This window comes from Alicyclobacillus sp. SP_1 (genome assembly GCF_024706985.1).
Lineage (GTDB): Bacteria > Bacillota > Bacilli > Alicyclobacillales > Alicyclobacillaceae > Alicyclobacillus_I.
Genome location: NZ_JAMCCX010000094.1, coordinates 48,012 through 73,608, shown reverse-complemented (window position 1 = coordinate 73,608; position 25,597 = coordinate 48,012). Strand labels below are relative to the sequence as shown.

At 53.0% G+C, this 25,597-nt stretch carries 25 protein-coding genes and 1 tRNA gene; 19 read left to right on the top strand and 7 right to left on the bottom strand.

The features are described 5' to 3' along the window. Positions 1 to 297: 297 nt before the first annotated feature. From M4I36_RS15925 to M4I36_RS15915, 3 genes are all read right to left on the bottom strand, one after another. Positions 298 to 1,737: an MBL fold metallo-hydrolase gene (locus M4I36_RS15925; protein ID WP_258112743.1), complete on the bottom strand. Its 1,440-nt coding sequence runs from the start codon at positions 1,735 to 1,737 to the stop codon at positions 298 to 300. 1 nt (position 1,738) lies between these two features. Beyond that, a complete protein-coding gene (locus M4I36_RS15920; protein WP_258112742.1) occupies positions 1,739 to 2,038 on the bottom strand; it encodes a rhodanese-like domain-containing protein in 300 nt (99 codons plus the stop codon). A 263-nt stretch (positions 2,039 to 2,301) separates the two neighbouring features. After that, complete coding sequence (locus tag M4I36_RS15915; RefSeq protein WP_258112793.1) at positions 2,302 to 4,002, bottom strand: glycerol-3-phosphate dehydrogenase/oxidase; 1,701 nt, start codon at positions 4,000 to 4,002, stop codon at positions 2,302 to 2,304. Between the two features lie 328 nt (positions 4,003 to 4,330). Here M4I36_RS15915 and M4I36_RS15910 point away from each other — a divergent pair, with 328 nt between their 5' ends. The 5 genes from M4I36_RS15910 (at position 4,331) to mtnB (ending at position 9,193) form a co-directional block, all read left to right on the top strand. Continuing rightward, the gene (locus M4I36_RS15910) at positions 4,331 to 5,266 is read left to right on the top strand and encodes an alpha/beta hydrolase (protein ID WP_258112741.1); all 936 of its coding nucleotides are present in this window, start codon (positions 4,331 to 4,333) and stop codon (positions 5,264 to 5,266) included. A gap of 162 nt (positions 5,267 to 5,428) precedes the next feature. Beyond that, positions 5,429 to 6,529: a TDT family transporter gene (locus M4I36_RS15905; protein ID WP_258112740.1), complete on the top strand. Its 1,101-nt coding sequence runs from the start codon at positions 5,429 to 5,431 to the stop codon at positions 6,527 to 6,529. A gap of 177 nt (positions 6,530 to 6,706) precedes the next feature. Continuing rightward, on the top strand, positions 6,707 to 7,918 hold the full coding sequence (locus tag M4I36_RS15900; RefSeq protein ID WP_258112739.1) for a 2,3-diketo-5-methylthiopentyl-1-phosphate enolase: 1,212 nt from the start codon (positions 6,707 to 6,709) through the stop codon (positions 7,916 to 7,918). Beyond that, complete coding sequence (locus M4I36_RS15895; protein WP_258112738.1) at positions 7,915 to 8,592, top strand: MtnX-like HAD-IB family phosphatase; 678 nt, start codon at positions 7,915 to 7,917, stop codon at positions 8,590 to 8,592. The genes M4I36_RS15900 and M4I36_RS15895 overlap by 4 nt, the downstream gene beginning before the upstream one ends. Further along, entirely contained in the window at positions 8,582 to 9,193 is a 612-nt protein-coding gene (mtnB, locus tag M4I36_RS15890; RefSeq protein ID WP_258112737.1) for a methylthioribulose 1-phosphate dehydratase, read from the top strand. The genes M4I36_RS15895 and mtnB overlap by 11 nt, the downstream gene beginning before the upstream one ends. A 17-nt stretch (positions 9,194 to 9,210) precedes the next feature. Here the strand turns inward: mtnB and asnB are convergent, their stop codons facing one another. Next, positions 9,211 to 11,058, bottom strand: coding sequence for an asparagine synthase (glutamine-hydrolyzing) (asnB, locus tag M4I36_RS15885; protein ID WP_258112736.1), 1,848 nt, complete (start codon positions 11,056 to 11,058; stop codon positions 9,211 to 9,213). 116 nt (positions 11,059 to 11,174) lie between these two features. Then, positions 11,175 to 13,316, bottom strand: a complete 2,142-nt coding sequence (locus M4I36_RS15880; protein ID WP_258112735.1) for a WD40/YVTN/BNR-like repeat-containing protein — start codon at positions 13,314 to 13,316, stop codon at positions 11,175 to 11,177. A gap of 268 nt (positions 13,317 to 13,584) precedes the next feature. Between M4I36_RS15880 and M4I36_RS15875 the strand changes: the two genes are divergently transcribed. Then, positions 13,585 to 14,118, top strand: a complete 534-nt coding sequence (locus M4I36_RS15875; protein ID WP_258112734.1) for a PaaI family thioesterase — start codon at positions 13,585 to 13,587, stop codon at positions 14,116 to 14,118. On the opposite strand, the gene M4I36_RS15870 is transcribed toward M4I36_RS15875, so the two are convergent. Then, a complete protein-coding gene (locus tag M4I36_RS15870) occupies positions 14,064 to 14,924 on the bottom strand; it encodes a YheC/YheD family protein (RefSeq protein WP_258112733.1) in 861 nt (286 codons plus the stop codon). The two genes, M4I36_RS15875 and M4I36_RS15870, sit on opposite strands and share 55 nt — an antisense overlap. Positions 14,925 to 15,003: 79 nt before the next feature. Here M4I36_RS15870 and M4I36_RS15865 point away from each other — a divergent pair, with 79 nt between their 5' ends. From M4I36_RS15865 to M4I36_RS15825, 9 genes are all read left to right on the top strand, one after another. Continuing rightward, positions 15,004 to 15,279 (top strand): late competence development ComFB family protein, encoded by a 276-nt coding sequence (locus M4I36_RS15865; protein ID WP_258112732.1) that lies wholly within the window; start codon positions 15,004 to 15,006, stop codon positions 15,277 to 15,279. Continuing rightward, positions 15,276 to 15,791 (top strand): tRNA adenosine(34) deaminase TadA, encoded by a 516-nt coding sequence (tadA, locus tag M4I36_RS15860; protein ID WP_258112731.1) that lies wholly within the window; start codon positions 15,276 to 15,278, stop codon positions 15,789 to 15,791. Before M4I36_RS15865 ends, tadA begins: the two co-directional genes overlap by 4 nt. Further along, positions 15,778 to 15,867: transfer RNA gene (locus M4I36_RS15855), tRNA-Ser, on the top strand. Before tadA ends, M4I36_RS15855 begins: the two co-directional genes overlap by 14 nt. A gap of 376 nt (positions 15,868 to 16,243) precedes the next feature. Then, entirely contained in the window at positions 16,244 to 17,347 is a 1,104-nt protein-coding gene (locus tag M4I36_RS15850; RefSeq protein WP_258112730.1) for a two-component system sensor histidine kinase NtrB, read from the top strand. A gap of 54 nt (positions 17,348 to 17,401) precedes the next feature. After that, positions 17,402 to 19,105, top strand: coding sequence for a DNA polymerase III subunit gamma/tau (dnaX, locus tag M4I36_RS15845; protein ID WP_258112729.1), 1,704 nt, complete (start codon positions 17,402 to 17,404; stop codon positions 19,103 to 19,105). Positions 19,106 to 19,111: 6 nt separating this feature from the next. Then, complete coding sequence (locus M4I36_RS15840) at positions 19,112 to 19,423, top strand: YbaB/EbfC family nucleoid-associated protein (protein ID WP_258112728.1); 312 nt, start codon at positions 19,112 to 19,114, stop codon at positions 19,421 to 19,423. A gap of 3 nt (positions 19,424 to 19,426) precedes the next feature. Beyond that, positions 19,427 to 20,032, top strand: coding sequence for a recombination mediator RecR (recR, locus tag M4I36_RS15835; RefSeq protein ID WP_258112727.1), 606 nt, complete (start codon positions 19,427 to 19,429; stop codon positions 20,030 to 20,032). 215 nt (positions 20,033 to 20,247) lie between these two features. Then, positions 20,248 to 20,553 (top strand): DUF2508 family protein, encoded by a 306-nt coding sequence (locus M4I36_RS15830; RefSeq protein ID WP_258112726.1) that lies wholly within the window; start codon positions 20,248 to 20,250, stop codon positions 20,551 to 20,553. A 51-nt stretch (positions 20,554 to 20,604) separates the two neighbouring features. Beyond that, positions 20,605 to 20,877, top strand: a complete 273-nt coding sequence (locus M4I36_RS15825) for a pro-sigmaK processing inhibitor BofA family protein (RefSeq protein ID WP_258112725.1) — start codon at positions 20,605 to 20,607, stop codon at positions 20,875 to 20,877. A gap of 31 nt (positions 20,878 to 20,908) precedes the next feature. Here the strand turns inward: M4I36_RS15825 and M4I36_RS15820 are convergent, their stop codons facing one another. Beyond that, positions 20,909 to 22,564: a putative polysaccharide biosynthesis protein gene (locus tag M4I36_RS15820; RefSeq protein ID WP_258112724.1), complete on the bottom strand. Its 1,656-nt coding sequence runs from the start codon at positions 22,562 to 22,564 to the stop codon at positions 20,909 to 20,911. A 265-nt stretch (positions 22,565 to 22,829) separates the two neighbouring features. Between M4I36_RS15820 and M4I36_RS15815 the strand changes: the two genes are divergently transcribed. The 4 genes from M4I36_RS15815 (at position 22,830) to M4I36_RS15800 (ending at position 25,550) form a co-directional block, all read left to right on the top strand. Further along, positions 22,830 to 23,018, top strand: coding sequence for a sigma factor G inhibitor Gin (locus tag M4I36_RS15815; protein WP_258112723.1), 189 nt, complete (start codon positions 22,830 to 22,832; stop codon positions 23,016 to 23,018). Positions 23,019 to 23,088: 70 nt separating this feature from the next. After that, a complete protein-coding gene (locus M4I36_RS15810; protein WP_258112722.1) occupies positions 23,089 to 24,519 on the top strand; it encodes an aminotransferase class I/II-fold pyridoxal phosphate-dependent enzyme in 1,431 nt (476 codons plus the stop codon). Between the two features lie 63 nt (positions 24,520 to 24,582). Then, entirely contained in the window at positions 24,583 to 25,224 is a 642-nt protein-coding gene (gene tmk, locus M4I36_RS15805; protein ID WP_258112721.1) for a dTMP kinase, read from the top strand. Then, positions 25,221 to 25,550 (top strand): cyclic-di-AMP receptor, encoded by a 330-nt coding sequence (locus M4I36_RS15800; RefSeq protein WP_258112720.1) that lies wholly within the window; start codon positions 25,221 to 25,223, stop codon positions 25,548 to 25,550. The genes tmk and M4I36_RS15800 overlap by 4 nt, the downstream gene beginning before the upstream one ends. Positions 25,551 to 25,597: the final 47 nt, after the last annotated feature.

Below are 25,597 nucleotides of genomic sequence, written 5' to 3'. Positions count from 1 at the left end.
AACTTTTTGTGAATCGATTCACAAAGTGCTGTGTATAATTTGTGAACAAATTCACAAGGCTCCCAACGACAAGCATTTGGTTCTGCTCCAACGGTGGATGTACGTTGTGCACCGGTAGTTCCGGATGAGATAACAGTAGCACCATTAGCAGTTCTGTAACAGGTACAAAAAGCGACACTTTATGTCAGAATGACGAACATGGGGACGGGCACCAGGTAGTGGAGATGGAGAAGAGCGCCAGCGCCGACGAATGGCTTGCTGGCGCTCTTTGCGCAAAGTGTCATGGACAGACTGTGATTATGAAACGGAGGAGGCCATAGCGGCTTTTTGCTCCGACATGCGCCAAGCTTCATAGCCACCTGCCAAGTTCTCCACGTCAGAAAAACCGTGGGCGGTCAGTAGACTCGACGCGATGGCGGATCGACCGCCAGTTTGGCACTGCAGTAAAATGGGCTTGTTGCGCGGCAGTTCTCCCACATGTGCGAGTAGTTCGCCGAGCATATGATGATGTGCCGTGGCTACATGACCTGCCTGCCATTCCGACAAATTGCGCACGTCCACAAGGTGTACCGCACCAGACGCAATGCGGTCCCGGGCTTCCTCCACAGACACGTTCTGATAACTGCTGATGTTGTCCGAATCGGGGGGCGCAGCATCAACAACAGAACTGTCCATAATTCCGGCCACATTGTCCAGCCCGATAGAGGACAGGTCGTGGAGGATGGCTTCTACCGTCGATTCCTCTGCGAGCAAGTAAATGGGTTGGTCGTACGGCAACAACCATCCGGCCCAGGTGACGAATGACTTGTTGGCCGGAATGTTGATGCTGCCTCGTATATGCGCCGAGGCAAAGTCGACTGCTTTGCGAACATCAAGCAGGGTCCCTTCGGATGCCCAATGTACGGCCGTCTTCCAGTCTACTGAAGAGCGGTCCGGTACGCCGACGGAAGACAACAGAGTTGGCCCCATCCGGTTAATTTCCTTCATCTTGGCAAAATACCGCGGTGGCTCGGGTTGACCAGCCAGAAGGTTGGTCACGAAGGTCGCTTCGTCCTCTGTCTGCAGTGCCCAATTCGTCATCTTCTCGTAGCCGACGGTGCTCGACGGAATGGCGCCGAGTGCTTTTCCGCAGGCGCTGCCTGCGCCGTGACCAGGCCACAGTTGTAGGAAGTCAGGTAGCATTTTGAACCGCTGAAGCGATTCAAACATCTTTTTTGCCAGCATGTTGGTCGATCCGCTGACACCCGCAGCCTTCTCCAGCAAGTCCGGGCGCCCGACGTCGCCGACAAAGACGAAGTCCCCAGAAAAGATGCCGAGCGGCTGTTGCGATGTTTGTGCGTTTCCACCATCGGTCACCACAAACGAAATGTGTTCTGGCGTGTGACCTGGAGTGTGGAGAACTTCAAATCTAATGTTGCCAATTGTAAAGACGCTGCCGTCCTTGAGGGGCACATGGTGGTACTGTGTAGCGTATTCATAGTGCCAACCTTCTCCACCTTCGTCGGACAAATAGAGCGTTGCTCCCTGCTCTGCTAACTCGCGCGCACCCGAGACGAAATCGGCATGGATGTGCGTCTCCGCTGCTCCGACAATGCGCAGACCTTCCGCCTTGGCAGTGGCGAGGTAAGGGGTGATGTCGCGAGCGGGATCGACCACGATAGCCTCACCGGTTTTTTGACAACCGACCAAATAGGAAGCCTGCGCCAGTTTTGTATCGTAGAAATACTTTAGCAGCATATCATTCGACGCTCCCGTCCCATCTAGACATCCCACCCAGTAAATTGTAAATCTTGTGGTACTTTTTTGATTCCAGCCATTCACAAGCGCGACTACTTCTACCACCACTCAGGCACACCATCACGGCTGGCTTGTCTGGATTGATTTCACGGTGCCGCTCCTGCAGTTGCCCGAGCGGAATGTTCTTGGCACCAGGAATATGTCCACTGGCAAATTCTCCAGGCTCGCGCACATCGATAATTTGGAGCGACTTGTCCTTAGCCATGTGTTCTTTCAAATCAACGGGCATCCATTGCAACATCAGAAAATCCATCCTTTCCACACGGGAATATATTTTGCGCATCCTTTGCGTGAGGATAACGTCGTCAGCGATGCGACTAACGCCATTATATACCCATAGGGGTATATGTCAAGAAGGAGAGATTGCAAGAGTTATCCACAGTTATCGGTGAATAACTCCTGTTCACATGTGGATAACTCTGTTGGCAAGTGCCAGTTTTCTTCGGATTGTAAGGATGGTCCGGCTGTGGATGCTGTGGATAGTATGTGCTAAATCGATTGGCATTACCCGAGGGGAACGGGTTCCTTTGCTTCGTTCCGTGTTGATGGAGCGTGCTCTGCAGAGACGGGAACGGTCGCCTCCTCAAGATGTACTTGTAAGTCTTTCTCCATGCAATCCCGCTCCGCGTCAGTCCATCCCAGTCGCTGTGCCATATACGCCGCGACCGGTGTCATCCACTCGCGTACAAAGGCAATATTAAAATAAAGGCTGGCTGTCCGCCGAACGAAGTAGTCGGAAGGCGTGCAAACCATCTCGTGGTCCATCCCGTATTGGAGCGTTGCATAGACCTCTTGAGATAAGTCCCGAGCTACTTCAGGTCGGTCGTGTTCAAGGTAAGAGAACACATCCGTTATGTTCGATCCGTAACGGCGTACTAACTTTTCTGCAGTTTCGGCGGACAAGCCCAAAGCTACACCTCTTTCGGTTTGTTCGCGGATGAACGATGCAAACAGCGCAGAAGATGAAAAGTGACCTCCCGACAGTCGCAGATGCTCTGTCTGACAAGGGGGATATGACTTTTGGTGGACGGCGCTCAGTCGCTTTGTGACTAAGTCCACCACTTTTTCTGCCATCTTGCGATACCCGGTGAGCTTGCCACCCGCTATGGTAATAAGGCCGCTTTGAGACTCGAAGACTTCATCTTTGCGCGAGATTTCTGATGGATTTTTACCCGCTTCATGAATCAATGGGCGCACTCCCGCCCAACTAGACTCAACGTCATTTTGACTTAAAACAACGCTGGGAAACATAAACTGTACAGCGTCGAGTAAATAATCTCTGTCCGTGACAGTCATTCGTGGATGCAATAGGTCTGCATGAAAGTCTGTGTCCGTCGTGCCAATATAAGTTTTGCCGTCCCGGGGGATGGCAAAGATCATGCGCCCATCGGGCACGTCAAAATAGACAGGATGGGATAGCGGGAACTTGGAAGCATCCACCACGAGATGCACGCCCTTTGTCCAATGGAGCGTCTTTCCTTGTTTCGAACCGTCCATTTCACGCAACACGTCTACCCATGGTCCGGTCGCGTTAATGATTCGAGTCGCCAGAAGAGTGGTCATCGTCTCCCTGTGTAAGGTGCTTTGCGCCTCAACTCCAATCACGCGCCCGTCCTCTTTCTGTAAACGCGTCGCTTTGGTGTAGTTGAGTGCAGTGCCGCCACGGGCGACCGCCTCTTTGATGATTTCCAAGGTTAATCGAGCATCATCCGTGCGGTATTCCACATAGGTTCCGGCCCCTTTGAGACCTTCTGTGCGAAGTAGCGGCTCGCGATGCAGGGTCTGTTCTCGGCTTAACATTTGGCGTCGCTCACTTCGCTTTACGCCTGCCAAGTAATCATACAGGCGGATGCCAAAAGAGGCGGCTAGGACTCCGTACGAACCGCCTTCAAGCAAAGGTAACAGCATCCACTCTGGCGTGGTGACATGAGGCGCATTCTCATAGACAATCCTTCGTTCTTTCCCCACCTCTGCTACCAAACCTATCTCGAACTGCTTCAGGTAGCGCAGACCGCCGTGCACTAGTTTGGTGGAGCGGCTGGACGTACCTTCAGCAAAGTCCTGCATTTCAATCAGGATGGCCTTCAGTCCGCGCTGCACTGCGTCGAGTAAGATGCCTGCGCCCGTGATGCCTCCGCCGATAATCAGGACATCCCATGGGTTTTTAGACGCAGCATCGTCTAGGGTCGATCCGGTTCTATGCAACGAGTCTTGTTCACTCACAGTGTTGCAACCTCCTCGAAAAATCTTTTCAAAAAAACGCCACAAACTCTATGCCAAAGCATAAAGAATGTGGCGTATCTCCTGGACTCCATCCACGCTATTAACTTGTCTTTGTCACGCGCGTCTATTCCTTATGAAAAACGTTTTCCATCCATCTTTTCACGTAAATTATACGGTCTTTCGGCTGAGAAGTCACGTCATTACGTGACCCCATGAATCGCTAAGATGTCTGTAGAAACTTGATTTTGATCACTTTTTGGAGAAAAATGGTCATTGGAAACAAAATAGCGTATCGAAAGGGTGGAGAACAGTGCCGCTACATCCAGAGGTAGAAGCCATGTTGCGACAAATTCAACAGCAACATTTGCCGCCGATGTCTTCCCTGACACCAGAGCAGGTCCGGCAAGGTCAAGCAGCCGCCTACGAGATGATGCGTGTACCCGGGCTCCCGGTGGCACGTGTAGAAGACCAAGTATGGTCGGTCTATGCTAAGCGACAAACGCCAATACGCATCTATTATCCAAAGGGGGAAGGCCCATTCCCCTGCCTCATATTCTTCCACGGCGGGGGATGGGTATTCGGAGATCTCGAGCAATATGACAACTTATGCCGTGGTTTTACTCACCATGCAGGGTGCGTGACCATCTCTGTCGACTATGGATTGGCACCCGAGTATCCTTTTCCTGACCCGGTTGAGGAAAGCTATGCCGTAACACAATGGGTCATGGAGCACGCGAATCGTCTTGATGTGGACGCCTCGCGGGCGGCGGTTGGCGGAGACAGTGCAGGTGGCAATCTGTCTGCGGTTGTCTGCCAACTGTCGAGGGACAGAGGTGGTCATCTTCCAGTGTTTCAACTTCTTCTATACCCGTCGGTCGATTTAGTTGGGCAGTCTGCTTCTAAACGAGAGAACGCGAATGGGTATTTTCTCGACGCCGATACAATGATATGGTTTCGAAATCACTACTTGCCAAACCTTGAAGACGCAAAAAATTCGATGGCATCGCCCTTGTTGGCGAAAGACTTCTCGCATTTGCCGCCCGCCTACGTTGTGACGGCAGAGTACGACCCGCTTCGGGATGAGGGAGAGGCATATGCTGAGAAGTTGCAGAGCGCAGGCGTCGTCGCAGAAGTTCGGAGATTTCCGGGGATGATCCATGGATTTCTCTCCATGGACTCTGTTTTATCGCCTGCAAAGGAGGCACTGGTCGAGATTGCCCACGTACTAAAACGACATCTCGGTTAAGATGCAGAGGATGATTTGAACAGAGAGGGAGAAACATTCTCCCTCTGCGGCTCAATCATAATTATTTATTATACAACTTATCAATAATCAATATTTTACTTATCTAAGACCGCGGCGCATGATAGAGGCAGTTCAGGACCAACTCTTCGCGAGGTGATATCGTTGAAAATTGCCCGTCAATTTGGAGTCAACTGGTTTACTACGGTCATGGGTGTGGGCATCGTTTCTGCATTGACGTATGCATCGCCAGTGCACTTTCCTTTCCAGCACGGCTTGGGGGAAATTCTCTTTGTTCTCGTCAATCTCATCTTTGTGGTCGCACTGTCTTTGTGGGCTGCCCGTTGGATCCTGCATACGGACGAAGCTCTCGCTGACTTCTCACATCCGACGAGAGCGCTCTTTTACGGAGCTCTAGCGATGGGTATCAATGTGGTCGGAAACGCCTATTTTATTATCGGATCCCGCTTTCTTCCGTCGTCTCTCGCTTTCGACATCAGCAAAGGCTTGTGGGTAGCAGGTGTGACTGTCTCCATTTTTACTGTGATTGTCGTTCCTTACCTGCTGTTTACCAAACATGAAGTGTCTCCTCAGGATGCGCTTGCAAGTTGGCTGATTCCAGTAGTACCGCCGATCGTCGCAGCAGCGACCGGAACCAATCTCATTCCGCTGTGGGGTGGTCCGTCTCTGCAGGCGGCTGTGTTGTTCGTCATCATTGCGATGTTCGGCATGACCTTCTTCCTTTTCTTGATGGTCAGTGCATTGGTCTATTCTCGACTCGTATTTCATCGCCGTTTGAGCGGAGATGTCGTTCCGAGTCTGTGGGTGGAAATTGGGCCCATTGGGATGTCTATGGCTATCTTTAGCACGCTACCCTTTAAAATGCCTGCTCTTCTTGCGCCCTATGCAGCGGGGTTGCATATTGTGGGCCTGCTCTTTGCCATCAGCATGTGGGGAGTGGGAGTATGGTGGATTGTCATATCGTCCATGCACACTCTGATGCATTTGGGCAAACATGGTGAAGGAATTCCGTTCAATCTCGGCTGGTGGAGCTATGTGTTCCCCATTGGTAGCTTCACCACTGGCACGTATGCCATTGCCCACCTCACGCATGCGGTGTTCTTTCAGGTGGCTGGCGTTTTGCAACTTGGAATTCTGTGGTTCTGCTTTGCCATTGTGTTCTATCGGACATTGCGCGGGGTGATAGACGGGTCTTTAATTACTTGGCGCAAGCCTAGATTGTCTGCGCATCGGCGCGTGGCGTAAATAGAGTCAACCTCGATTCGTTTCGGGAGCGGATGGATAAGTCGCTATGGCGACCTATCCATCCGCTTTGTACTTTCTTCGCCCAGATTGTGAAAATTGGCAGAAATTTAGAGGGAACTCCGTTATAATGCGAAGGAGGGGTCTATGCGCGTACAGGGCAACGGGAGGTATACAAAGTTGGAGTACGTTGTTGCGGTTTATAGGGTTGAGGCTCAGGAGGCCAAGCTCACTTCTTTGGCGGAAGGTATCGCTGTTGGGCTCACGGTAGGCAGTTGGACAGACCTTCCCGAACTGCGTCGGACACAAGTGATGGAACATGCAGGACGAGTGGAACACATCTCCGTCTTGCGTCGATTGGGAGACGGACTGGCTATCGCCGAAATCTCCATTGGGTATCCTGTTGTCAACTTTACCCCTGTTGTAGCATCCATCCTCACTACAGTTTTTGGGAAACTCTCGATGGATGGTCGCATTCGCCTCGTTGAGTTAAGCATTCCTGAGCAGTTGCAGCGTCAGTTCCGAGGCCCGTCCTTTGGGTCTCTCGGCCTTCGAGAACAGGTGGGTATTACCTCTCGACCTTTGGTGATGAGTATTTTTAAATCGTGCATCGGTCAATCTCTTGCGGATTTGACGGAGAACTTTAGAGCACAAGCGCTTGGTAAAGTAGATTTTGTAAAGGACGACGAGATTTTTTTTGATGAATCTAATGCGACTCCAGAGCAGCGGGTACAAGCATTCCGGCGCGCGGCCATGGAAGTCTTTGAAGATACGGGTGTTCGCACGCACTACGCAGTCCATCTCTCGGGCCCTGTCTCGGGTTTGCTCGCTCGTGCCAGACGGCTCGTCAATTTGGGAGCGGACGCCCTCTTGTTTAATGGATTTGCTTACGGGTTAGACGTGCTTCGGGAAATTGCTGAAGACCGTTATGTATGCGTCCCTATTTTTGCACATCCTGCGGTTTCGGGCGCCATGTATGCTTCCGTTGATACAGGCATTTCTGCTCATATCCTGCTCGGTTCCCTGCTGCGAATGGCGGGTGCCGACGTTGTGTTATATCCGTCGAGCTACGGTAGCGTGACGCTCGCCGAAGACGAATGTGCGAGGATTGTTGAGGCTCTTCGGCGTCCGGCGGTGCATCGTGCGGTGATGCCAGCGCCGTCTGCAGGATTGCACCCAGGGATGTTGCCGAACCTTTATCGTGATTTGGGAAGCGATTTTTTGTTGGCAGCAGGCGGGGGGATTCATGGACATCCCGACGGAATAACTGCGGGAGGATTGGCATTTCGAGCGGCCATAGACGCGCTCGAAAACGGTCAATCGCTATCCGACGCGGCTCTGCAGTCCGAGCCCCTGCACAGGGCCATTGCGAAATGGGGTATGGTAGGATGAACGCGCCTGTATCCATCTTGTGTGATTTTGACGGCACCATATCGATTCGCGATATGGTGGCAGCTGTATCCTTGGAGTTTGCTCCACAAGGAAGTCGTGCTTTGATTGAGTCCATCCAACGCCAAGACATGACGGTGCGGGACGGAGTGACGCAGATGTTTCGCCTGATACCTGCCGACAAATACCCGGATATGGTGCGCTATGCGCGCGAGAGAACGGTTTTGAGGCCGGGTGTTTTTGCTCTTATTGACTACGCTATGAAAAATTCGTGGAAATTTTCTGTAGTTAGTGGCGGATTTGACTTTTTTGTTCGTCCGGCCCTCATGCCAGTAGCTTCTTTTATCGACATATACTGCAATCGCGTGCGTGCCCGCGACGGATTTTTGGATGTGGTTTGGCCCTATGGGTGCGATGACGAATGTAACGGCGGGTGTGGCCTTTGTAAGCCCGCGATTCTTCGCAAGAACCGAGCTGCCGGATATAAGGTGGTGGTCATCGGCGATGGTATTACCGACCTCAAGTCTGCTCGATTGGCTGATTACGTCTTTGCTCGGGGGATTTTAGCGGATCGACTCAAGGACGAAGGCATTTCGCACACCACCTTTGAAACGTTCCACGACATCATTCGCGAATGGAGTTCTTCGGAAGCGGAGGTTCATCAATATGTCGGATAGGGTGCGCGCGAAACAGCAAGTTTTGGAATTGGCCGAATTCTGCTCGAGAAAGGGCTGGCTACCAGCCACCAGCGGCAACTTGTCCGTACGCCTCACCAACCGTCCTTCGCTCTTCTTCGCGGTGACACGAAGCGGCGTGGATAAGACGGCTTTGAAGGAAGCCGATGTGATTGTGGTGGACGAGCACATGAGCGTTGAGTCCCCCGATGAAGGAGTACCATCTGCAGAGACGGAGGTTCACTTGAAGCTCTATGAAAGGTTGGACTGCGGGTCTGTGATTCACGTGCATACCCTGTTCAACAATCTGATGTCGAATTTGTGCGAGTCCGAAGGATATGTGGAGTTTCGACAGCACGAGCTGTTGAAAGCGCTCGGCCACTGGCAGGAAGACGCAGTGCTTCGCGTCCCAATTGTGCCGAATCACGCAGACTTGCATCAACTGGCACAAGCGGTCCATGCGGCTGCATCTGCAGATTGCCCGGGGGTATTGGTGGTGCGCCACGGTATTTACGCGTTCGGAGAGACGCCGGGCGCAGCGCGGCGTCATCTCGAAGCGATGGAGTTTCTATTCGAATATTTGTGGCGCTCTCGTTACCGATAGAGCGGTGCTAAGTGTGGTCAAACGAGTTCCACGCGATACGTGCGAAGCCAGTCATCCACTTCCATAAGATAGTGAAACATCTGTGGAATGGCCATAATTTGACCAAACCATGGTCGATGCTCTGACTTTTGATAGCTTGCTTGCACCCAGTCGGAGATGGCTTCCATATTCAAGAGCGGGCGCAACGGCGAGTCAGGCTGCGACATGCGGTCTTGAAATGAGGTCCTCACTAAGTCCACGTAGTCGGGATGTGGAGTCGAAGGGTACGGGCTCTTTTTGCGCTCCAGTGCGTCGTCCGGCAGATAACCTTTCATAGCTTTGCGAAGAATGCCTTTCACTTGATTCCCTGCCGTCTTTTGATGCCAAGGTATGTTGAACACGTATTCGACCAAACGGTGGTCGCAAAATGGTACGCGCACCTCCAACCCTGTGCCCATACTCATCCGGTCTTTTCGGTCCAACAGAGTAGGTAAAAAGCGGGTGATGGAGAGATAGGAGATTTCTCGAATGCGCGCTTCTTCGGCAGATTCTCCCGGCAATCGGGGCACTTCGGCGAGCGCATCGGCATATCGGCTCTGTACGTATTCGTAAGGTCGGGTTTTGGCGATTGTGTCTGGATGAAGAATGCTCATTCTATCTGCCGTCCGAAGCGCCCAGGGGAAAGTTTTGGCCTGTAGTGACTCCGGGCGATGAAACCATGGATACCCTCCGAATACTTCATCTGCAGATTCACCAGACAGGGCGACCGTAAACTTTTGTTTGATCCGCTCGCAGAACAAAAAGAGCGAAGTGTCGATGTCTGCCATACCAGGCAAGTCGCGTGCGGGCAACGTGAGAAGAAGGTACTTAGCAAGGTCTGGCGTATCGAAGATCTCGGAGTGATGCACCGTGGACAGAAAATCTGCTACCTTGCGGGCCCAGGGGCCGTCCAAACTTTTCTGGAATTCATTGGCCTGAAAAAACTGGTCCATATTTGCGAATTCAATCGAAAAGGTGTGCAGAGGCGACTTTCCTTCCCGCTGAAAATACCGAGCGGCAATGGCAGAGACCACTGATGAGTCAAGACCGCCAGAAAGAAAAGTGGCCACTGGTACGTCGGAGACGAGTTGCCGCTCGACCGTGTCGACCATTAGGTCGTGAACCGTGCGTGCGGTCGTCTCTTCGTCCTCCGTGTGCTCGTAACTTGTGAGCTTCCAGTAGGGATGGAGGGCACAACCTGACTTCGAAATCCTCGCCGTGTGACCTGCCCGAAGCTCATGAATGTGGCGAAAAATGCCGTGTCCGGGTGTCCGCGCCGGACCCACGGCGAGGATTTCGGCGAGGCCTTCCGCATCGACTTGGTGGGAGGCTTGCGGATGGGCCAAAATGGCTTTTATTTCGGAACCAAACAACCAGCCGCCATCGACAGGACTGTAGAAGAGCGGCTTCACGCCAAGCCGGTCCCGGGCCAGAAAGAGTGTTTGCTCCTGCTGGTCCCAGATGGCGAAAGCGAAAATGCCGTTGAAACGTTCTACGGCGGCTGGTCCGTAAGCCGCGTAGGCGACGAGGACCACCTCCGTGTCGGAGTAAGAATGAAACGCGTATCCACGCTCTATCAAATCACGCCGCAGACTGTCTGTATTGTAGAGTTCCCCGTTGTAGACGAGGCAGAAGGTGCGGTCGCCGAAGCGGCGAGTCATAGGTTGTGCGCCACCGACCGGATCGACCACGATGAGTCGACGATGTGCAAACGCACAGTGCTCACTGAGCCAGACGCCTGCGGCATCGGGGCCGCGCGCGGCGAGCGATTCTCCCATCGGGCGCACGGTAGTTTCCTCGTGCGATAAGTCGCGCGACCAGTTCACCCAACCTGCAATTCCACACACGTGTGAATTCCCCCCATCGTTCTGAGACGCCGAACGGACTGGCTGTGCATTGGCCCATGGGCCCTTCGACACACTATGCAGTTGGACAGAAGGGCGTGCGCGGAGGGTCCTTAACCTTATGCACCGCCTAGAAAAGTCCAATGAATACCGCCATCTGTCGTTCGCCAAATACCGTCGCTGGTTAAAATCCAGCCGTCCATTTGATTGATAAACTGGAGCTCCGGATGATTTCGATTTGCAATGGGAGGGAATGTCACAGTCGGCGGGAACGTTTCCACTGACCACGTGCGCCCGCCGTCTGTCGTGCGTTCCAAGAGAAAGAGCGGGTGCTCGGAGAAGGGGTGTTTGGCGAGCAAAGCATATCCGATTTGTGGCTGAGGGAAAGACAGTCCTTCTCCAGCAACATCGTTTTTCCAACGATATAGCCGAGTAGCAGTCATTTTGGGCCGAATTTGATACAGCTGAGCCCGCGGCAGGTTGTCCCGGTTGGTCGTAGTGAGCAGGTAGCCGTTTTCTGGCTGCGGAAACGAGACACTCGCCCAACTGGCTGGAGCTTTGCGGCCAGTGAAGAAGGCATGTGTCGTTTTCCCGCCGTTGTCGCTGAAGCGAAATTCATACGTCGGAAATCCGCCAATCTGAAGGAGTAGCCGATTTTTAGAGAAAACTTCGAGTGCATTGTGAAGAAATAACAGGTTACCCGATTGCGCTTCTTGTTGCATGGCATGAGGGAGTATTTGCATCGATATGGGCTGCCACGACACGCCTCCGGTGTGTGTCATCCAGAGGGAGACGCTGGGCGTTCTGTTGGACTCTGTCCATGTGTCTACTTCCATCCAACCGATTTGGCGGGATAGGAAGCGGACGGTGTCGATCTTATGAAACGGTTGACGAGCATATGGACCGCTTGAAGTGGTCACGACGGACCACGTCTGACCACCGTTGGCGGTCGACAAAAGTGCATTCGGGTCCATGGCGTTACCGAGCCCAAAACCCACATTTGCGGAGATAAAGTCGATTTGTCGAGTTGGAGTCATGGCCGGGGAAAGCTGTTGCCAAGGGCCAGTGGCATGGGTCGCGTGAAGGATGAGAGACTCACCTAGCAAGGTGTTTCCGGTAGCCATCCAGTCGTGCACTCCAACCCTGTCAATATCCGTCATCTCCCAGCCGGAACGCCATCCGTCGGAAGACAGCACTTGCTTTCCGCCTTGGCTGAGGACGGCAATTCCTCCAGCCGACTGTGCCGACGCAGTCGTGATATAGAGACGTCCATGGGCTCCTGCTACGGCCGACGTGACGTCCACGGTCGAGGGTATGACATGGTGAATAGCACCGACGGATGGTGCTTTTTGTAGAGAAAAATCGATGCCTCCGTCGGATGAGTGCGCTATCCATAGAGACATCGAGTAGAGACTTTGGAAGAGTACCCAAACTTGACCGTTGGGGGTGCCGCAAAGAAAGACGTTGTCCAGCGTGTGTGCTGAGCGTCCAAACGCGCGCATGTATGTCCAGTCATGTCCACCATCGGTTGTTCGATAGAGGCTGACTTTCCTGAGAGGCTGGTTCTTTTGCAGTCGCGGGGTGGCGAGAATGACGCCTTGACGGTCATTGAAAAAATAAGATGACAAAACGGCCCAATGGTGTGGAATGGCAATGGAGTGCCAGTGACTCTTGACGGGATGGCCCGTCAAGAGTTCGCCGGCGAAAGTTGCAAAACCACGGTCAGACGAAACGATTTGAAGGGTAGGTTGAACTTGAAAAGCGGTGGGACTGGCCTTTTCCTTGACGCTGGCGAGCGTCGTCCAATGGACGCCGCTATCCTCGCTGTATAAGAGCTTTTGTGCGACGGAGGGGCTGCTTTGTTCGTCTGCAGTGGATGCCACGGCAAAGAGTGTTTTGGAGCCGACTGCCGACAGAGATTGCAATGGCAGACCGGGCATCTTGTTTTGCAAGCGAAAGTGCCGCCCGCCGTCCACAGATTCCTCTAATCCCCCTCTGTCGTTGATGGCAAAGCCGACGGCGCGAGTGACAAAGTCCAACTGAGTTACGGCGGGAGATGGATGCATCGGTAAACCTTCGATGGTTGCTGTCTTATGCAGAGGCTGCAGTAATGATGAATGGAAGTGCAACGGCTGATTCTGGACAGGCGATGCATTTTCTAAGGTATTGACGTGTTCTGAGTATTGTGGGGCAGTGGCACAAGCGCTGACGAGGAGGCTCATCGCCATAATTGGACATGCCCAACGGAGAAATCGTTTCATGTGCCCGCTCCCTCCTCTTTTCTCAGCCAAATGAAGTCTCGTGTAAAATCAGACGGAGTGAGCGGTTGGAATGTGACAAACTGTTCGCTTTGCCATAGCGGTTCGATGTGAGAATGTGCTCTGACGAACCCTAAAGACATTGCGGTAGAATGGGGGAGTAGAGTGCGGCAGTCTGCTGATTTCTCATGTCCGAAATGACGGCAAAGAAGAAGTGTGTCGCACGGATAGACGAGTGGCTGGCCTGCGCCGATGCGAGAGGAGAACGCTTGTGAATTCGAACATCATGTCCCAACTGTTGTCGGAACTAGAACATCTGCCCGAAGACGAGCTTCATCATGTGCTTGGTCTGGTGCGAGCAAAAAAAGCAACCTATCATAAACCGCTGGCATTTATTCAGGCCATTATGAAATTCCGTTCTCTTGGTAAGTTGGAAGATGGACAATATGAATTTGAGATGACCGTCGCGGATGAGCTGCTCAATCGCTATGGCATTTTACACGGGGGACTGATGACCGCTTTTTTGGACACGGCGATGGCGGAGACGGCATTCCTGATTGACACGACAGTCGAACGTGCGTTCACGCTTAATATTCACGTCGATTTCATCAAACCTGGACTGCCTGGACAAATCCGAGCGGCCGTAGAAGTCGTACAAAACAGTAAGACGATCATCGTCTTCCATACGACTGCCTACAACGAGGATGGCGAGGTGGTGGCGATGGCGATGGCTCACTTTTATAAACAGCGTCACAAGTCACCCAAAGAAGACGCATCGGAAGTGTTGTCCGCTTCGGCCGAATGAAACAGGTCTTTCCACAGTTCTCGAGCGACATTCATTTGTCGACTCCGCCAGCGTGCTTCGATTTCGTCATAGAGGCGCCTGTCCTGCAACTGTGCGAACAGTTCGTGACTTGGTCCACCGAGCGCATCGTTGGTATTGACCTCAAAGAGCCAGAGGTCGCCGTGCCTGCCGACGCCATAGTCGATACCGACTTCCTCAAAAAAGTGGATTTCGTCCAATTTGGAGCAGAGAGCATATGAGATAGTTTGAATTTTTTCGACGACTTGCGGATAGAGAGCGCGACTTTTAAGAATGTGTGGTAATATTTGATTGGGCGGTTGAACATTCCCAAAACTTACTTGAACGTTCGAGACAACACTGTTTTCACCGCCGATTCGTACCAACATACCACTCCAAATCCATCGGTCGGACTCGTCTCGCTGGAGCAGTGCGCGGATGTCGAGCGGTCGACCCATCCAGGAAGCGACCGGTGCACACTGCTGTATAATGGTCTTGGTTTGATAGCGTGGATTCAACACATTCCAAATTTCTTCAACTGAAGACAAGAGGATGGGTTCATCAGAGGGCGATTTTACAATCCAATGCCCTTGCACCTGTTGGATGCGCGCGATGGCCTGGCCGCCCCACGTGTCTGTCGGCTTAATGTATAGACAACGATAGTGTTCACAGAAGGAGTGCAATGCCTCTTTGCTCCAAAGTGCAGTGTATGGCAGGTGAAGGTCGGGTACTGTGTGCCGAGAAAGTAGAATATGCATCTGCCATTTGTCTATAAATTTTCGCTGTTCGTCAAGATGACCGTTTTCCATCGGTACTCCTCCTTCAACAAGACTCTTCGCATCTTATGCATGGGACGACGGATATTGGCGCGGCTGGGGGGGCTTGGTTATGTTGGTTAATGTGACAGAATTGTTGGTTCGTCATACGCTGGAGGAACATGAGTGGGAGTCGAGAATGCCGTGCGCGTGTGAGCAGTGTCGCGATGACATTATGGCCATCGCACTCAATCAGCTGCCTTCTCGGTACGTTTCGACCGACCGAGGACAAGCTTATGTCAAAGCACAGTACATGAATTCCCAATTGCAAATGGACATTGTCCGAGAGCTCGCGGTGGCCCTGACCAAAGTTCAGCAGAATCCACGCCATCAGGGTACATCGAAGTGACCGTATGGACTGACTTGGAATCCGACCGAGAGGCCGAGTGGTCTCCCGAATTTGGGATGCGCCTTGCGCTTGAGGAGGCCATGCGCGGCGCCAGACTCGGCGAGGTGCCCATTGGAGCAGTGGTCATGCAGGGCGATGAAGTGCTCAGTCGTGCACATAACTTTCGAGAGACGTGGCGAGACCCCACTGCGCACGCAGAACTCATTGCATTGCGGCAGGCGGCTCTGCGAAGAGGTGGGTGGCGCCTGTTTGATTGTCAGATGTACGTCACGCTCGAGCCTTGCGCAATGTGCGCTGGGGCGATTTTGCAGGCGCGGATTGACCATTTGTACTATGGTGCGGTCGATACCAAGGGTGGTGCCATCGTCTCACAAGTTCAGCTCTATCAATCGCCCGGGTGGAACCATCATCCAGCTGTCACTGGTGGCATTTTGGCGGAGGAGTGTGGTATAGTACTGAAGAACTTCTTTCAGGAAGTTCGTCAAACGATGCGACCGCGGAGAGATGTCTGAGTGGTCGAAAGAGCTCGCCTCGAAAGCGAGTAGGCCTGTAAGGGTCTCGTGGGTTCGAATCCCACTCTCTCCGCCATCACGGACGGGCGAAGTTTGCCCGTCTTGTCCCTGCTTCTTTTTTACGAAAAGCATGAGTGTCTAAGCCGCATTTTTTCACCAAAGGCTGAGCCGGGTCCTACGCGACGGAAACTCACGAACCGTGTCAGATCCTGACGGAAGCAGCACTAAGGGAGACCTTCTGGGTGATGTAGGGGTACCTGGTTCGGCTTTTGGTGAAAGCATGTGGCTCTTTTTTTGCGCAGACATTCGTCGCTTATGAACGAGTCCGATGTGCGAACAGGTGTCACACAGTGTCGAAATCCTTGTCTTTTTGTCTGGTGGAAGGAATGTCTCATGGTCGTGGTTAATAGTCCATTCAGAGAAGGACTTTCACTTTGGATGGAGGCTATTTCATGACCTATTTGGCCGCCTCAAAACAACCGTTTTCAGATGTTCCTCCGCCTTCCTTACATCTTCTCAACGCGGCGGTCCTGTTCATCTCGCTGCGCGAAGAGTTGGTTTTCTATAACGTTGCGGCATGTCGTTTGTTCGACCATGCAGAGATACTCGCTCCGCCCGTTGCACTTAGCCGCTGTCTGCACTCGGACTCGGAAGAATACCACCTACTCGCGGAAATGATTCGTGAGCGCCGTGCCTATCGGGATGTCATTGTTACCTGGGAGCAGCATGGGGAGCTTTTGCACTTGTTGGTGGACTCGTTTCCGGAACACGATGCATCCGGCAAGTTCCTCGGCATTTACGTCACAATGAAAGACTTGGGGAACTTTGGGGTTCTCGACCAGAAGATGCAGAGAGATGAAAAGCTTGCGGTCATTGGGAAGGTTGCGGCGGGCATTGCACATGAAGTGCGCAACCCACTTACTACCATTAAAGGTTTTTTGCAAGTGATGGAGCGGAGGTCGGCTCGTGCTGGAGATACTGATGACAAGAGCGTCGCTCGGATGATGCTGATGGAAGTCGAGAGAGTGGACGAGTTGGTGGAAGAACTGCTCCTTCTCGCGCGTCCGCGCAAAGTCGTCGCAGAGACGTGCACTGCTCTTGATTTGATTCAAGCGTTGCAGTCCGCGATTGAACTGGAGGCGGAAATTCGCGGAATTGACTGTCGTTGGAATGTCGATTACCATGCGCGGTTGTTTGTGGATGTGCGAATGATTCGTCGTGTCATCCAACATCTGGCCGAAAATGCGATGGAAGCGATGGACGCTGGAGGCCAGTTGACCATCTCTTTGCGCCGTACAGACTCTTACTGCGAGATTTTGGTGGCCGATACGGGTCCGGGCATTCCGTATTATCAAATGGATAAGATTTTTGATGCGTTTTATACCACCAAAGAGAAGGGTACTGGGCTGGGGCTGCCTATCTGCCAGAGAATTGTGGCGGACCATGGCGGAGACATCCGCGTATCATCGAAAGGCTTTGGCTGTACCTTCTCTGTTCGCCTGCCCGTCTCCGATGGTGTGCCTCGAATCCCGCAACGACCGTCTGGACTTTGCTGATTGTCCTTGACTCTTCCCTGTGATACCTTAGTCACGAGGAGGGGGCAGTTAGGCATGGGCTATCAGGCGCTCTATCGGACAAGAAGGCCGCAACGCTTCGAGGATATCGTCGGACAGGCGCATGTTCGCACCACACTTCAGAATGCGCTGCAATCGGGTCACGTTGCCCATGCGTACCTGTTCACGGGACCGCGCGGAACAGGCAAGACTAGTGCAGCGAAAGTATTGTCTAAGGCCGTCAACTGCCTCTCGCCAGACGGTGTGGAGCCGTGCAATCAGTGCCAAGCGTGTCGGACGATTATGGACGGATCGAACGTAGATGTCGAAGAAATTGACGCAGCGTCTAATCGCGGCGTGGATGAAATTCGGACATTGCGGGAAAAAGTGAACTACGCCCCCACAAGTCTACAACGGAAAGTTTACATTATTGATGAAGTTCACATGTTGACCTCAGAGGCTTTCAATGCGCTTCTCAAGACGTTGGAAGAGCCCCCACAGCATGCCTTGTTTGTGTTGGCAACCACCGAACCGCACAAAATACCTGGAACCATTGCGTCACGTTGCCAACGATTTGACTTTCGTCGCATCGAACCGAGTGCAATGGTCGAGCGCATGCACTCAATTGCTTCTGAGGAAGGCTGGGAAGTCTCAGAAGAGGCTTTGTGGCAGTTGGCAGATATTGCTGACGGAGGTCTTCGGGATGCGCTGTCACTTTTGGAACAGTGCGTTGCGTACGGGCAAGCTCATGTGGATGCGAATGTTGTGGCCATGGTCGTGGGAGGCATACAGCCTGCCAAAAAAATGTCGTTGCTAAAGTGTCTGCACGAAGGACAACTTTTGGAAGTCATGGACACGCTCGGAGAATTTTATGAAGCGGGGAAAGATGCAGCGCGTATCGTTGCAGACATTCTCAAAGCGCTTCGCGATGTCCTCATCGCCAAATTGACCGTGGAGCAGGGACAGCAATTACCGCCAACATTTCTGCCGTATGAACCGTTGGCGGCCGCCGTTCGCACGGAGTGGGTGCTGAACGCTCTGTCCAAGCTCAACGATGCATATACGGGACTGCGTTTCGCAGAACAGCCTCGCTTGTTGTTGGAAACGGCTTTTTTGGATATTGCCCGGGAGCAACTCATGCCTAAAGTTTCAGTGGCGCCGGTCAAGACGATGGATGCTGTCAAGAAGACGAATGAAGCGGCCATCCAAGCGCGCGCGAGTTCGGTTGGAGCTGCGGGAGCGGGATCGGCCGAACGGAAGGTCTCGACATCCGCTCCATCAGACGTGCCTGCGCACCGCTCCGCGCGCGCTCCAATGGGAACGAAGAATCGAAAGCAGGAAGTTCTCGACCAATTGCACCAGGCCGCAGATCTTGGTACCTTGCAGCGGATTCAGGCACAGTGGGAAAGTCTCTTGACAGAAGTGCGGCAGCGGCGCATCCAGACGCATGCATGGCTGATGTATGGACAGCCTGTTCTGGCGACCACTACGCAGGTGGTATTCGTGTTTGCCAGTAAGATTCACCGAGATGCAGTCATGAAACCAGACGAGCGAAGTACGATTGAGGCGGCGCTGGAAGAAGTTTTGGGGCAGCCCATGAGCATTTTGGCGCTGTTGCAAGTAGACTGGGATGACTGGTCGACATCCTCCGCTTCGGCCACCTCGACGAGCTTGGAGGATCGGCATGGGGGAGAAGAGTGGATTCATGCGGTTGAGACGCTGTTTGGAAAAGACTTGGTGGAGTATTCGTCAGAGGAGTGACGTGAGTTGAAGAACATGAACCAGTTGATGAAGCAAGCGAAGAAAATGCAGGAAGACTTACTTAAAGCACAGGAAGCCCTAGGCGCCCGCACGGTGACGGGGACATCCGGTGGCGGGGCTGTGACAGTGGTTATGAATGGGCACAAGAAGGTAGAGTCTGTTACCATATTGCCGGACGTTGTCAATCCTGAAGAGATTGAAATGCTCCAAGATTTGGTCATGGTGGCGATTCAAGATGCATTTCAAAAAGCAGAAGAAATGTCGGAAGCAGAGATGGGAAAATACACGCGCGGCATGAACATGCCAGGATTATTTTAAAGCATGTGGGGATATCCAGAGCCAATCAACCGATTGATGGAAGAATTCATGAAACTGCCCGGAATTGGACCGAAAACGGCGGCCCGTTTGGCGTTTCACTGCATGACTATGTCGAGCGAGAGCGTCCAATCGTTTGCTACAGCGTTGAATGATGTCAAGACCAAACTGACAGAATGCACAACGTGCTGCAACATCACTGAGAGGTCGCCTTGCTCCATCTGCTCGGATGCTCGGCGTGATGCACGTTTACTGTGCGTGGTCCAAGATGCGAAAGACGTCATGGCCATGGAGCGCACTCACGAATACCATGGCCACTATCACGTCTTGCACGGGGCGATTTCCCCGATGGAGGGAATTGGCCCGAATGATTTGAGAATTCGCCCGTTGCTCGAGCGAATTGCGGAAAATGACTGTGCCGTTGAGGAAATTATTCTCGCTACCAATCCGACCGTCGAAGGTGAAGCAACGGCGATGTACTTGTCGAAATTGCTCAAGCCATTTGAAGTGCGCGTGACGCGCATTGCGCGCGGTCTGCCAGTAGGTGGAGATTTGGAATATGCGGACGAAGTGACCTTGGCCAAATCTCTCGAGGGACGGCGAATGCTTTGAGTCTCGGGAACACGTCACCTTTTTGATCTGGGCCACTTTTGCATGGTTTCATAGCACTTAAAAATCTTTCAAGCCACACATCACCTCGACCTGGCCGTTTTGCTGGGATTGAGGTTTTTTATTCTTTTATGAGCTTCTTGAGTCAGAAATCCCTGGTCTATTCCAAGCCGCCCTTGTCTATACTCTAGTATTCGAGACAAGGGAGGTCGTTGTTGTTGAGAACTCCTCGTTTGCGCCAGTCTTCCAAGCCTAGCAAAAGTCAGACAGCCGCAGCCCAAGTTGACGAACCGACGGTTCGCACTTTGGACGGCGAGCGCCTGTTTCGCGAGATTGTCGACTCTCACCGCGACTTGGTCAACGCCGAACGTCAATTTAACGAAGTGAGCGACCCCCGTTTGGTTGACCACATGGTGTTCCGTCTCGATGCGGCAGAACAACACTTCCGCTATTTGCTTCAACAGGCGCGAGTGTATGGGGTGTCTGTGTCTGGTGTTCGCTTTGAATGGGCTGAGGAAGATTAGTGCAGTGCGGACGGTATTCTGTCGCTGGCAAGCGAACAGGGGGTGTAAGGGATGAGATTGGAATCCATCTTGTTGTGGGTTGGTGGCGGCGTTCTCGCTTTGCTTATTGTGGCACAATTTTTTCGTAGCCCGCTGCGCGGTATGTGGATGTTGGTAAAGACCGTCGTCTTTGGATGTGTGTCAATTTTTGTAATCAACTGGGCTGGAAGTTACGTTCATTTTCACCTTCCGTTTAATCCGGCCACGGCCCTCACCGCGGGTTTTCTCGGTATACCTGGACTAGCCGCCTTGATAGCCCTCAAATTGTGGGTCTTTCCCGTTTGAACGCACCGAAGGACGGCCAGTTGTCGCGGATCTATTTTGCAGAGACTTCTGGAAAGAATCGCCGCGAAATGCTGGCCAGGCGGCGACCAATGCCCGGCAGGGATTCCAGTTCTTTTTCCCGTACAATGCCTAACTTGAGAATGAAATAAACGTAAGACCAGGCACCTACCAGCACAGATATGATAAGAACCGTAACATTCTCAAACCGCACCGAATGTACGAGCAACTCGCTCAAGAACCAGCGAACTCCAGTCTTCGACAGCCAGAGAACGGCCAAGAGACCGACGGTCGGAGTGGCAAAACGGAGAGCGTAACGACCAAGAGACATTTTTACATTTCCATATTTCTTCACAGCCAGCACATTGAGTGCCGATGAACAGATGTATCCGATGGTCGTGGCAATGGCAGCCCCCATGACACTGTGCAAGCTGAGGATGAGAACCACGTTTAACACGACCTTCACGCCCACCCCGAGAAACATATTGCGCACAGGGCGATAAAATTTCCCCAGACCTTGCAGGATGTAAGTCGATATCAGCTCCAGGCTAGAAAAAATAGCCATAAATGACACTGCGGAAATAATCGGAGCTCCATCGTAATTACCGTATAGACTCGAGGAAATTGGACGAGCCAAGATGAGGAGTACGGCTGCTGCTGGAAAGCTAATTAAGAACATGCCGCGCACGGTCGATCGAACGGTGCGCTGAAGTGTCTTGTGGTCACCTTTGGCTGTCGCTGCTGAGATTGCGGGCAGCACCGAAATGCCAATCGCGTAGGCGAAAGACAGCGGCAATTGAATCAGATAAAGCGCTTGTCGCGTTAAAATTCCATATCCGGCGGTGGCTTCTTTGTAAGTTTGACCGGCAGCCATCAACAAGTTTTGGACGGTAAAGCTGTCAGCTAAATTGGAAATCGGCACCACTAGACCACCGAGCGAGATGGGCAGAGCTACTTGATAGAGAACCCGCAAAGCTTGTCTATAACGGAGCGGTGAGTCGTGGACGGACACGCGGTATTCTCGCCTTAAGGGAATAATGGCGAAAGCTAGGAGGAGGGCGCCAGCGGCGGCTCCAACCGCCGCGCCGAGCGTTGCTGCCGCACTGCCTGCAGCAACGGAACGATGTTCCACGCGGATGACGAAATACGCCCCAACAACCATCGCGACTACGCGAAAAATCTGCTCAATGGCCTGCGAGTAAGCGGGTGCCTCCAATTGTTGAAATCCTTGCATATAGCCGCGAAAACCACTGATAAATGGGATGAACAAGAGTGCCAGCGCCAGAGTGTGAAACGACGGCACTAGGAGTCGGGCGGCTTCTGTCGGGTCGCCCACGGCTGTCAAATAGCTGTATAACGGTGCACCAAACCACATGAGTAGGAACGCCAAGAGACCCAAAGGCACGATGGTCCGCATCGCGACTTGGTATATTTGTTCAGCTTCTGCAAATCGTTCGTGGGCAATCCTCTCGGAGATGAGCTTGCTCATGGCCAACGGGAATCCGGATAAAGCAAGTTGTTGAAAGATGGTAAACACTGCGTATGCATTGGAATACAGTCCGAGGCCTTCCTGTCCAATCAAGGCGGTGACTGGAACAACCCAAATGATTCCAAGAAATTTCGCCAAAGCGACGCAGAGTACCATGATGGATGCGCCACGGGCAACATTGGGTGCTTTCGTCAGGTCCACCTCCAAATCCGTCACTGCATTATAGCAAATCGATTTCCGACTGTTGAACCAATCTTGCCTGAGGGTCATAGCGTGTAGAACTGGGAGCAGGAGATGAAGATACTGTCTCGAACCGATGCTTGTGTAAAACGTCTCGTCTCCATGGTCAAACTAGTGGAAGAGGACGTATGGAAGACTGCGAAACTAGACAGACTGATAGAAAGGAGATGGCACGCCGGATTCTTTGTGTCCATTGACTTGAACAGCGAAAGGGTGGTGCGGTCTGGTGCAGCAATGGACGGATACGACGGAATGCATTGTCTGCCACTCCATCAAGCCGGAGGGTATTCGAATTTGTGGGGAGTTTATCTGCATCGATTGCGAGCAAGCCATTGTTCACACCTCGGTGGACGATCCGGAGTATCCGCTTTATGTAGAGTGCATGAAGAAAATTTGGATTTCGGCGCTATCTTAGACTTTGCGATTCTTGCCGTGCAGGTTATGATGACCGTGAATGTACAATTTGTCTTTCTAAGGGAGTATCCATGGGGATTTTATCACTGGAGGAAACTCCAATTTTACAGGCCCTCATCCGGCTTAGTCAGAAAAATCGCCAGCCTCTGCACGTTCCCGGACATCACCTCGGGCGCGATTTGCCGCCTTTGTTTGCCGATTGGCTAGGTCCGGCAGCCCGTCTTGATATGACGGAGCTGCCCGGACTCGACAACTTGCACCATGCGACCGAGTGCATTGCCGAATCGGAACAACTGGCAGCCACACACTATGGGTCCGGACGGTGTTTCTTTTCGGTCAACGGATCGAGCGCGTGTATCATGGCTAGTATCTATGCAGTCGTTCGTCCGGGCAGACAGAAAGTGGTCCTTGTTGGTCCATTTCATTGGAGTGTATGGCGCGGAGTGGAAATGGCGGGAGCCACGCCGCTGGTGTTCCCTTCACGGTTTGACCGCGAAAGCTTGCTTGCGCTGCATCCCCCGGTCGATTCTGTGCGCGTTGCGCTTGCGGGGTATACCGATATTGCGGCAGTGGTCATCACGTCGCCAGTCTATGCAGGCATTGTGGCGCCTGTCGCAGACTGGGTCCAACTAGCTCACGAGTTCGACTGTCCGTTGATTGTCGACGAGGCTCATGGCCCGCATTTTGGCCTCTGTTCGTCGTTGCCGCCGCACAGTGTCTCTCACGGTGCAGATTTGGTTGTGCAGAGCGTTCATAAAACTTTGCCTGCATTGGGTCAAACTGCATGGCTCCACGTCAGTGGTCGGCGCGTGGAGGAAGAGGCGGTTGAAGACGCATTGCTGCGCTTCACCACCACGAGTCCGTCTTATCTGCTTTTAGCTTCGCTCGACGTCGCACAGGCTTGGTTGCGCACCGAGGGAGCGGTCATCGCATCGCGAGCCGTTGCCACCCTCGGGTTGTTTGACGAGATGCATGGCTTGTCTCGTGATGCGGAGCGCATGGACGGACTCAGGCGCTGGTGGCCCATAGGAAACGCCGCTGCAGCCTTACATCTGGAGAGGTTGTTGGAGGCCGAGGGAATTTTTGTAGAGTATGTCGATCCGTCCGGGGCGCTGTTTCTCTTTCCCTACAGCGTTCGTGTGAGGGAGTTGGAGCGTCTTGGCGCGGTTCTGGATGTCTGGCGCCCAGCCAACGACCAGCGAGATGCGAAGTTGCTGGATGCGCTTCGATTTGTGTCCGAAAGGCATGTGAATTTGGTCGTCGGCAAGCCGGCCGCGCTCACTCATACGAAGCGTCGCTGGTGCAGGGCCCGCCAAGCGATGGGTCAGTTGGCGGCGCGCGTGGTCGTGCCCTACCCGCCGGGTGTCCCCATTCTTTTGCCAGGTGAGCGCATTGAACCGGGACACGTGGAGGCGCTCATCTGTCTTGCAGAACTGGACAGAATTCCGGTTGGTAGCAGAGTCGGGCAGGCCGGACTGGAATTGAGTATCTTGGCTGACTGACATGGATGGACAAAATGAGTAGGCGAGGCGCGAGGCGGGGGCCAAGCCAAGGAGGTTGCCGTGATGTTCATCACGTTTGAGGGGCTCGACGGTGCGGGCAAAAGTACGCAGATATCGAGGTTGGTCAGCCGCATGGAGAAGGCCGGGGGGGCAGTCGTTGTCACTCGGGAACCAGGCGGAACCGATGGCGGCAATCTCATTCGAGAGTGGTTGCTGCGCGAAGACGCAGATTGGACGTCCATTGCTGAGGCGTATCTTTATGCAGCTTCGCGGGCACAACTGGTCGAAACTGTAATTCTCAAAGCGCTTGCCGAGGGACGGCATGTGGTCTGCGATCGTTACGTGGATGCATCGGTTGCTTATCAAGGGGCGGGTCTAGGGATTGGCGAGGAGCGAGTTCGCGAGATGAACGAACTTGCGATTCAAGGAGTGCTGCCAGACTTGACATTTTTGTTCGATCTCCCTGTGGAAACGTCGAAATTGCGCACGGCGGCGGGGCGCGGAAGAGCGCCGGCGGATCGGATTGAACAGCGAAGCGTTGCTTTTTTCGAGCGCGTGCGTGCTGCGTTTCTGCGCTTGGCGAAAGACAATCCTGAGCGTGTGGTCGTACTCGATGCCACGCGTTCGGCAGATGAGTTGGAGCAGGACATTTGGGAGACGGTCGCGAATTCTATACATTTAGGGAAGGGGGCGCGATTTTCATGAAGATGATTGTTGCAGTGGTGCAGGACAAAGACAGTCCGAGACTGGCCCACAATTTGATTCAAGCGGGTATCCGCGCGACGAAGTTGGCTTCCACCGGTGGCTTTTTGCATGCGGGTAACACCACGTTTATCATTGGTACGAGTGACGATAAAGTAGACGAAATTCAGGAAATTATTCGGTCGAGTTGTCGGGCACGCGAGCAGGTCGTTACGCCGATGTCGCCTATGGGGAGTCAATTGGAGTCTTACATTCCATATCCAGTGTCTGTCCAAGTGGGCGGCGCGACGCTCTTTGTGTTGGATGTAGAGCAGTTTCTTCAGTTTTGACGGCGAACGGCGAAAGAGATATGCGCATATTTCCTGAGGATGGGTTG

Coding starts and splice junctions, on each gene's coding strand:
- M4I36_RS15925 (WP_258112743.1), bottom strand. CDS start 1,737: ATGCTGCTAAAGTATTTCTACGATACAAAACTGGCGCAGGCTTCCTAT.
- M4I36_RS15920 (WP_258112742.1), bottom strand. CDS start 2,038: ATGTTGCAATGGATGCCCGTTGATTTGAAAGAACACATGGCTAAGGAC.
- M4I36_RS15895 (WP_258112738.1), top strand. CDS start 7,915: ATGAACGCGCCTGTATCCATCTTGTGTGATTTTGACGGCACCATATCG.
- mtnB (WP_258112737.1), top strand. CDS start 8,582: ATGTCGGATAGGGTGCGCGCGAAACAGCAAGTTTTGGAATTGGCCGAA.
- M4I36_RS15880 (WP_258112735.1), bottom strand. CDS start 13,316: ATGAAACGATTTCTCCGTTGGGCATGTCCAATTATGGCGATGAGCCTC.
- M4I36_RS15870 (WP_258112733.1), bottom strand. CDS start 14,924: ATGGAAAACGGTCATCTTGACGAACAGCGAAAATTTATAGACAAATGG.
- M4I36_RS15865 (WP_258112732.1), top strand. CDS start 15,004: ATGTTGGTTAATGTGACAGAATTGTTGGTTCGTCATACGCTGGAGGAA.
- M4I36_RS15850 (WP_258112730.1), top strand. CDS start 16,244: ATGACCTATTTGGCCGCCTCAAAACAACCGTTTTCAGATGTTCCTCCG.
- dnaX (WP_258112729.1), top strand. CDS start 17,402: ATGGGCTATCAGGCGCTCTATCGGACAAGAAGGCCGCAACGCTTCGAG.
- recR (WP_258112727.1), top strand. CDS start 19,427: ATGTGGGGATATCCAGAGCCAATCAACCGATTGATGGAAGAATTCATG.
- M4I36_RS15825 (WP_258112725.1), top strand. CDS start 20,605: ATGAGATTGGAATCCATCTTGTTGTGGGTTGGTGGCGGCGTTCTCGCT.
- M4I36_RS15810 (WP_258112722.1), top strand. CDS start 23,089: ATGGGGATTTTATCACTGGAGGAAACTCCAATTTTACAGGCCCTCATC.
- tmk (WP_258112721.1), top strand. CDS start 24,583: ATGTTCATCACGTTTGAGGGGCTCGACGGTGCGGGCAAAAGTACGCAG.
- M4I36_RS15800 (WP_258112720.1), top strand. CDS start 25,221: ATGAAGATGATTGTTGCAGTGGTGCAGGACAAAGACAGTCCGAGACTG.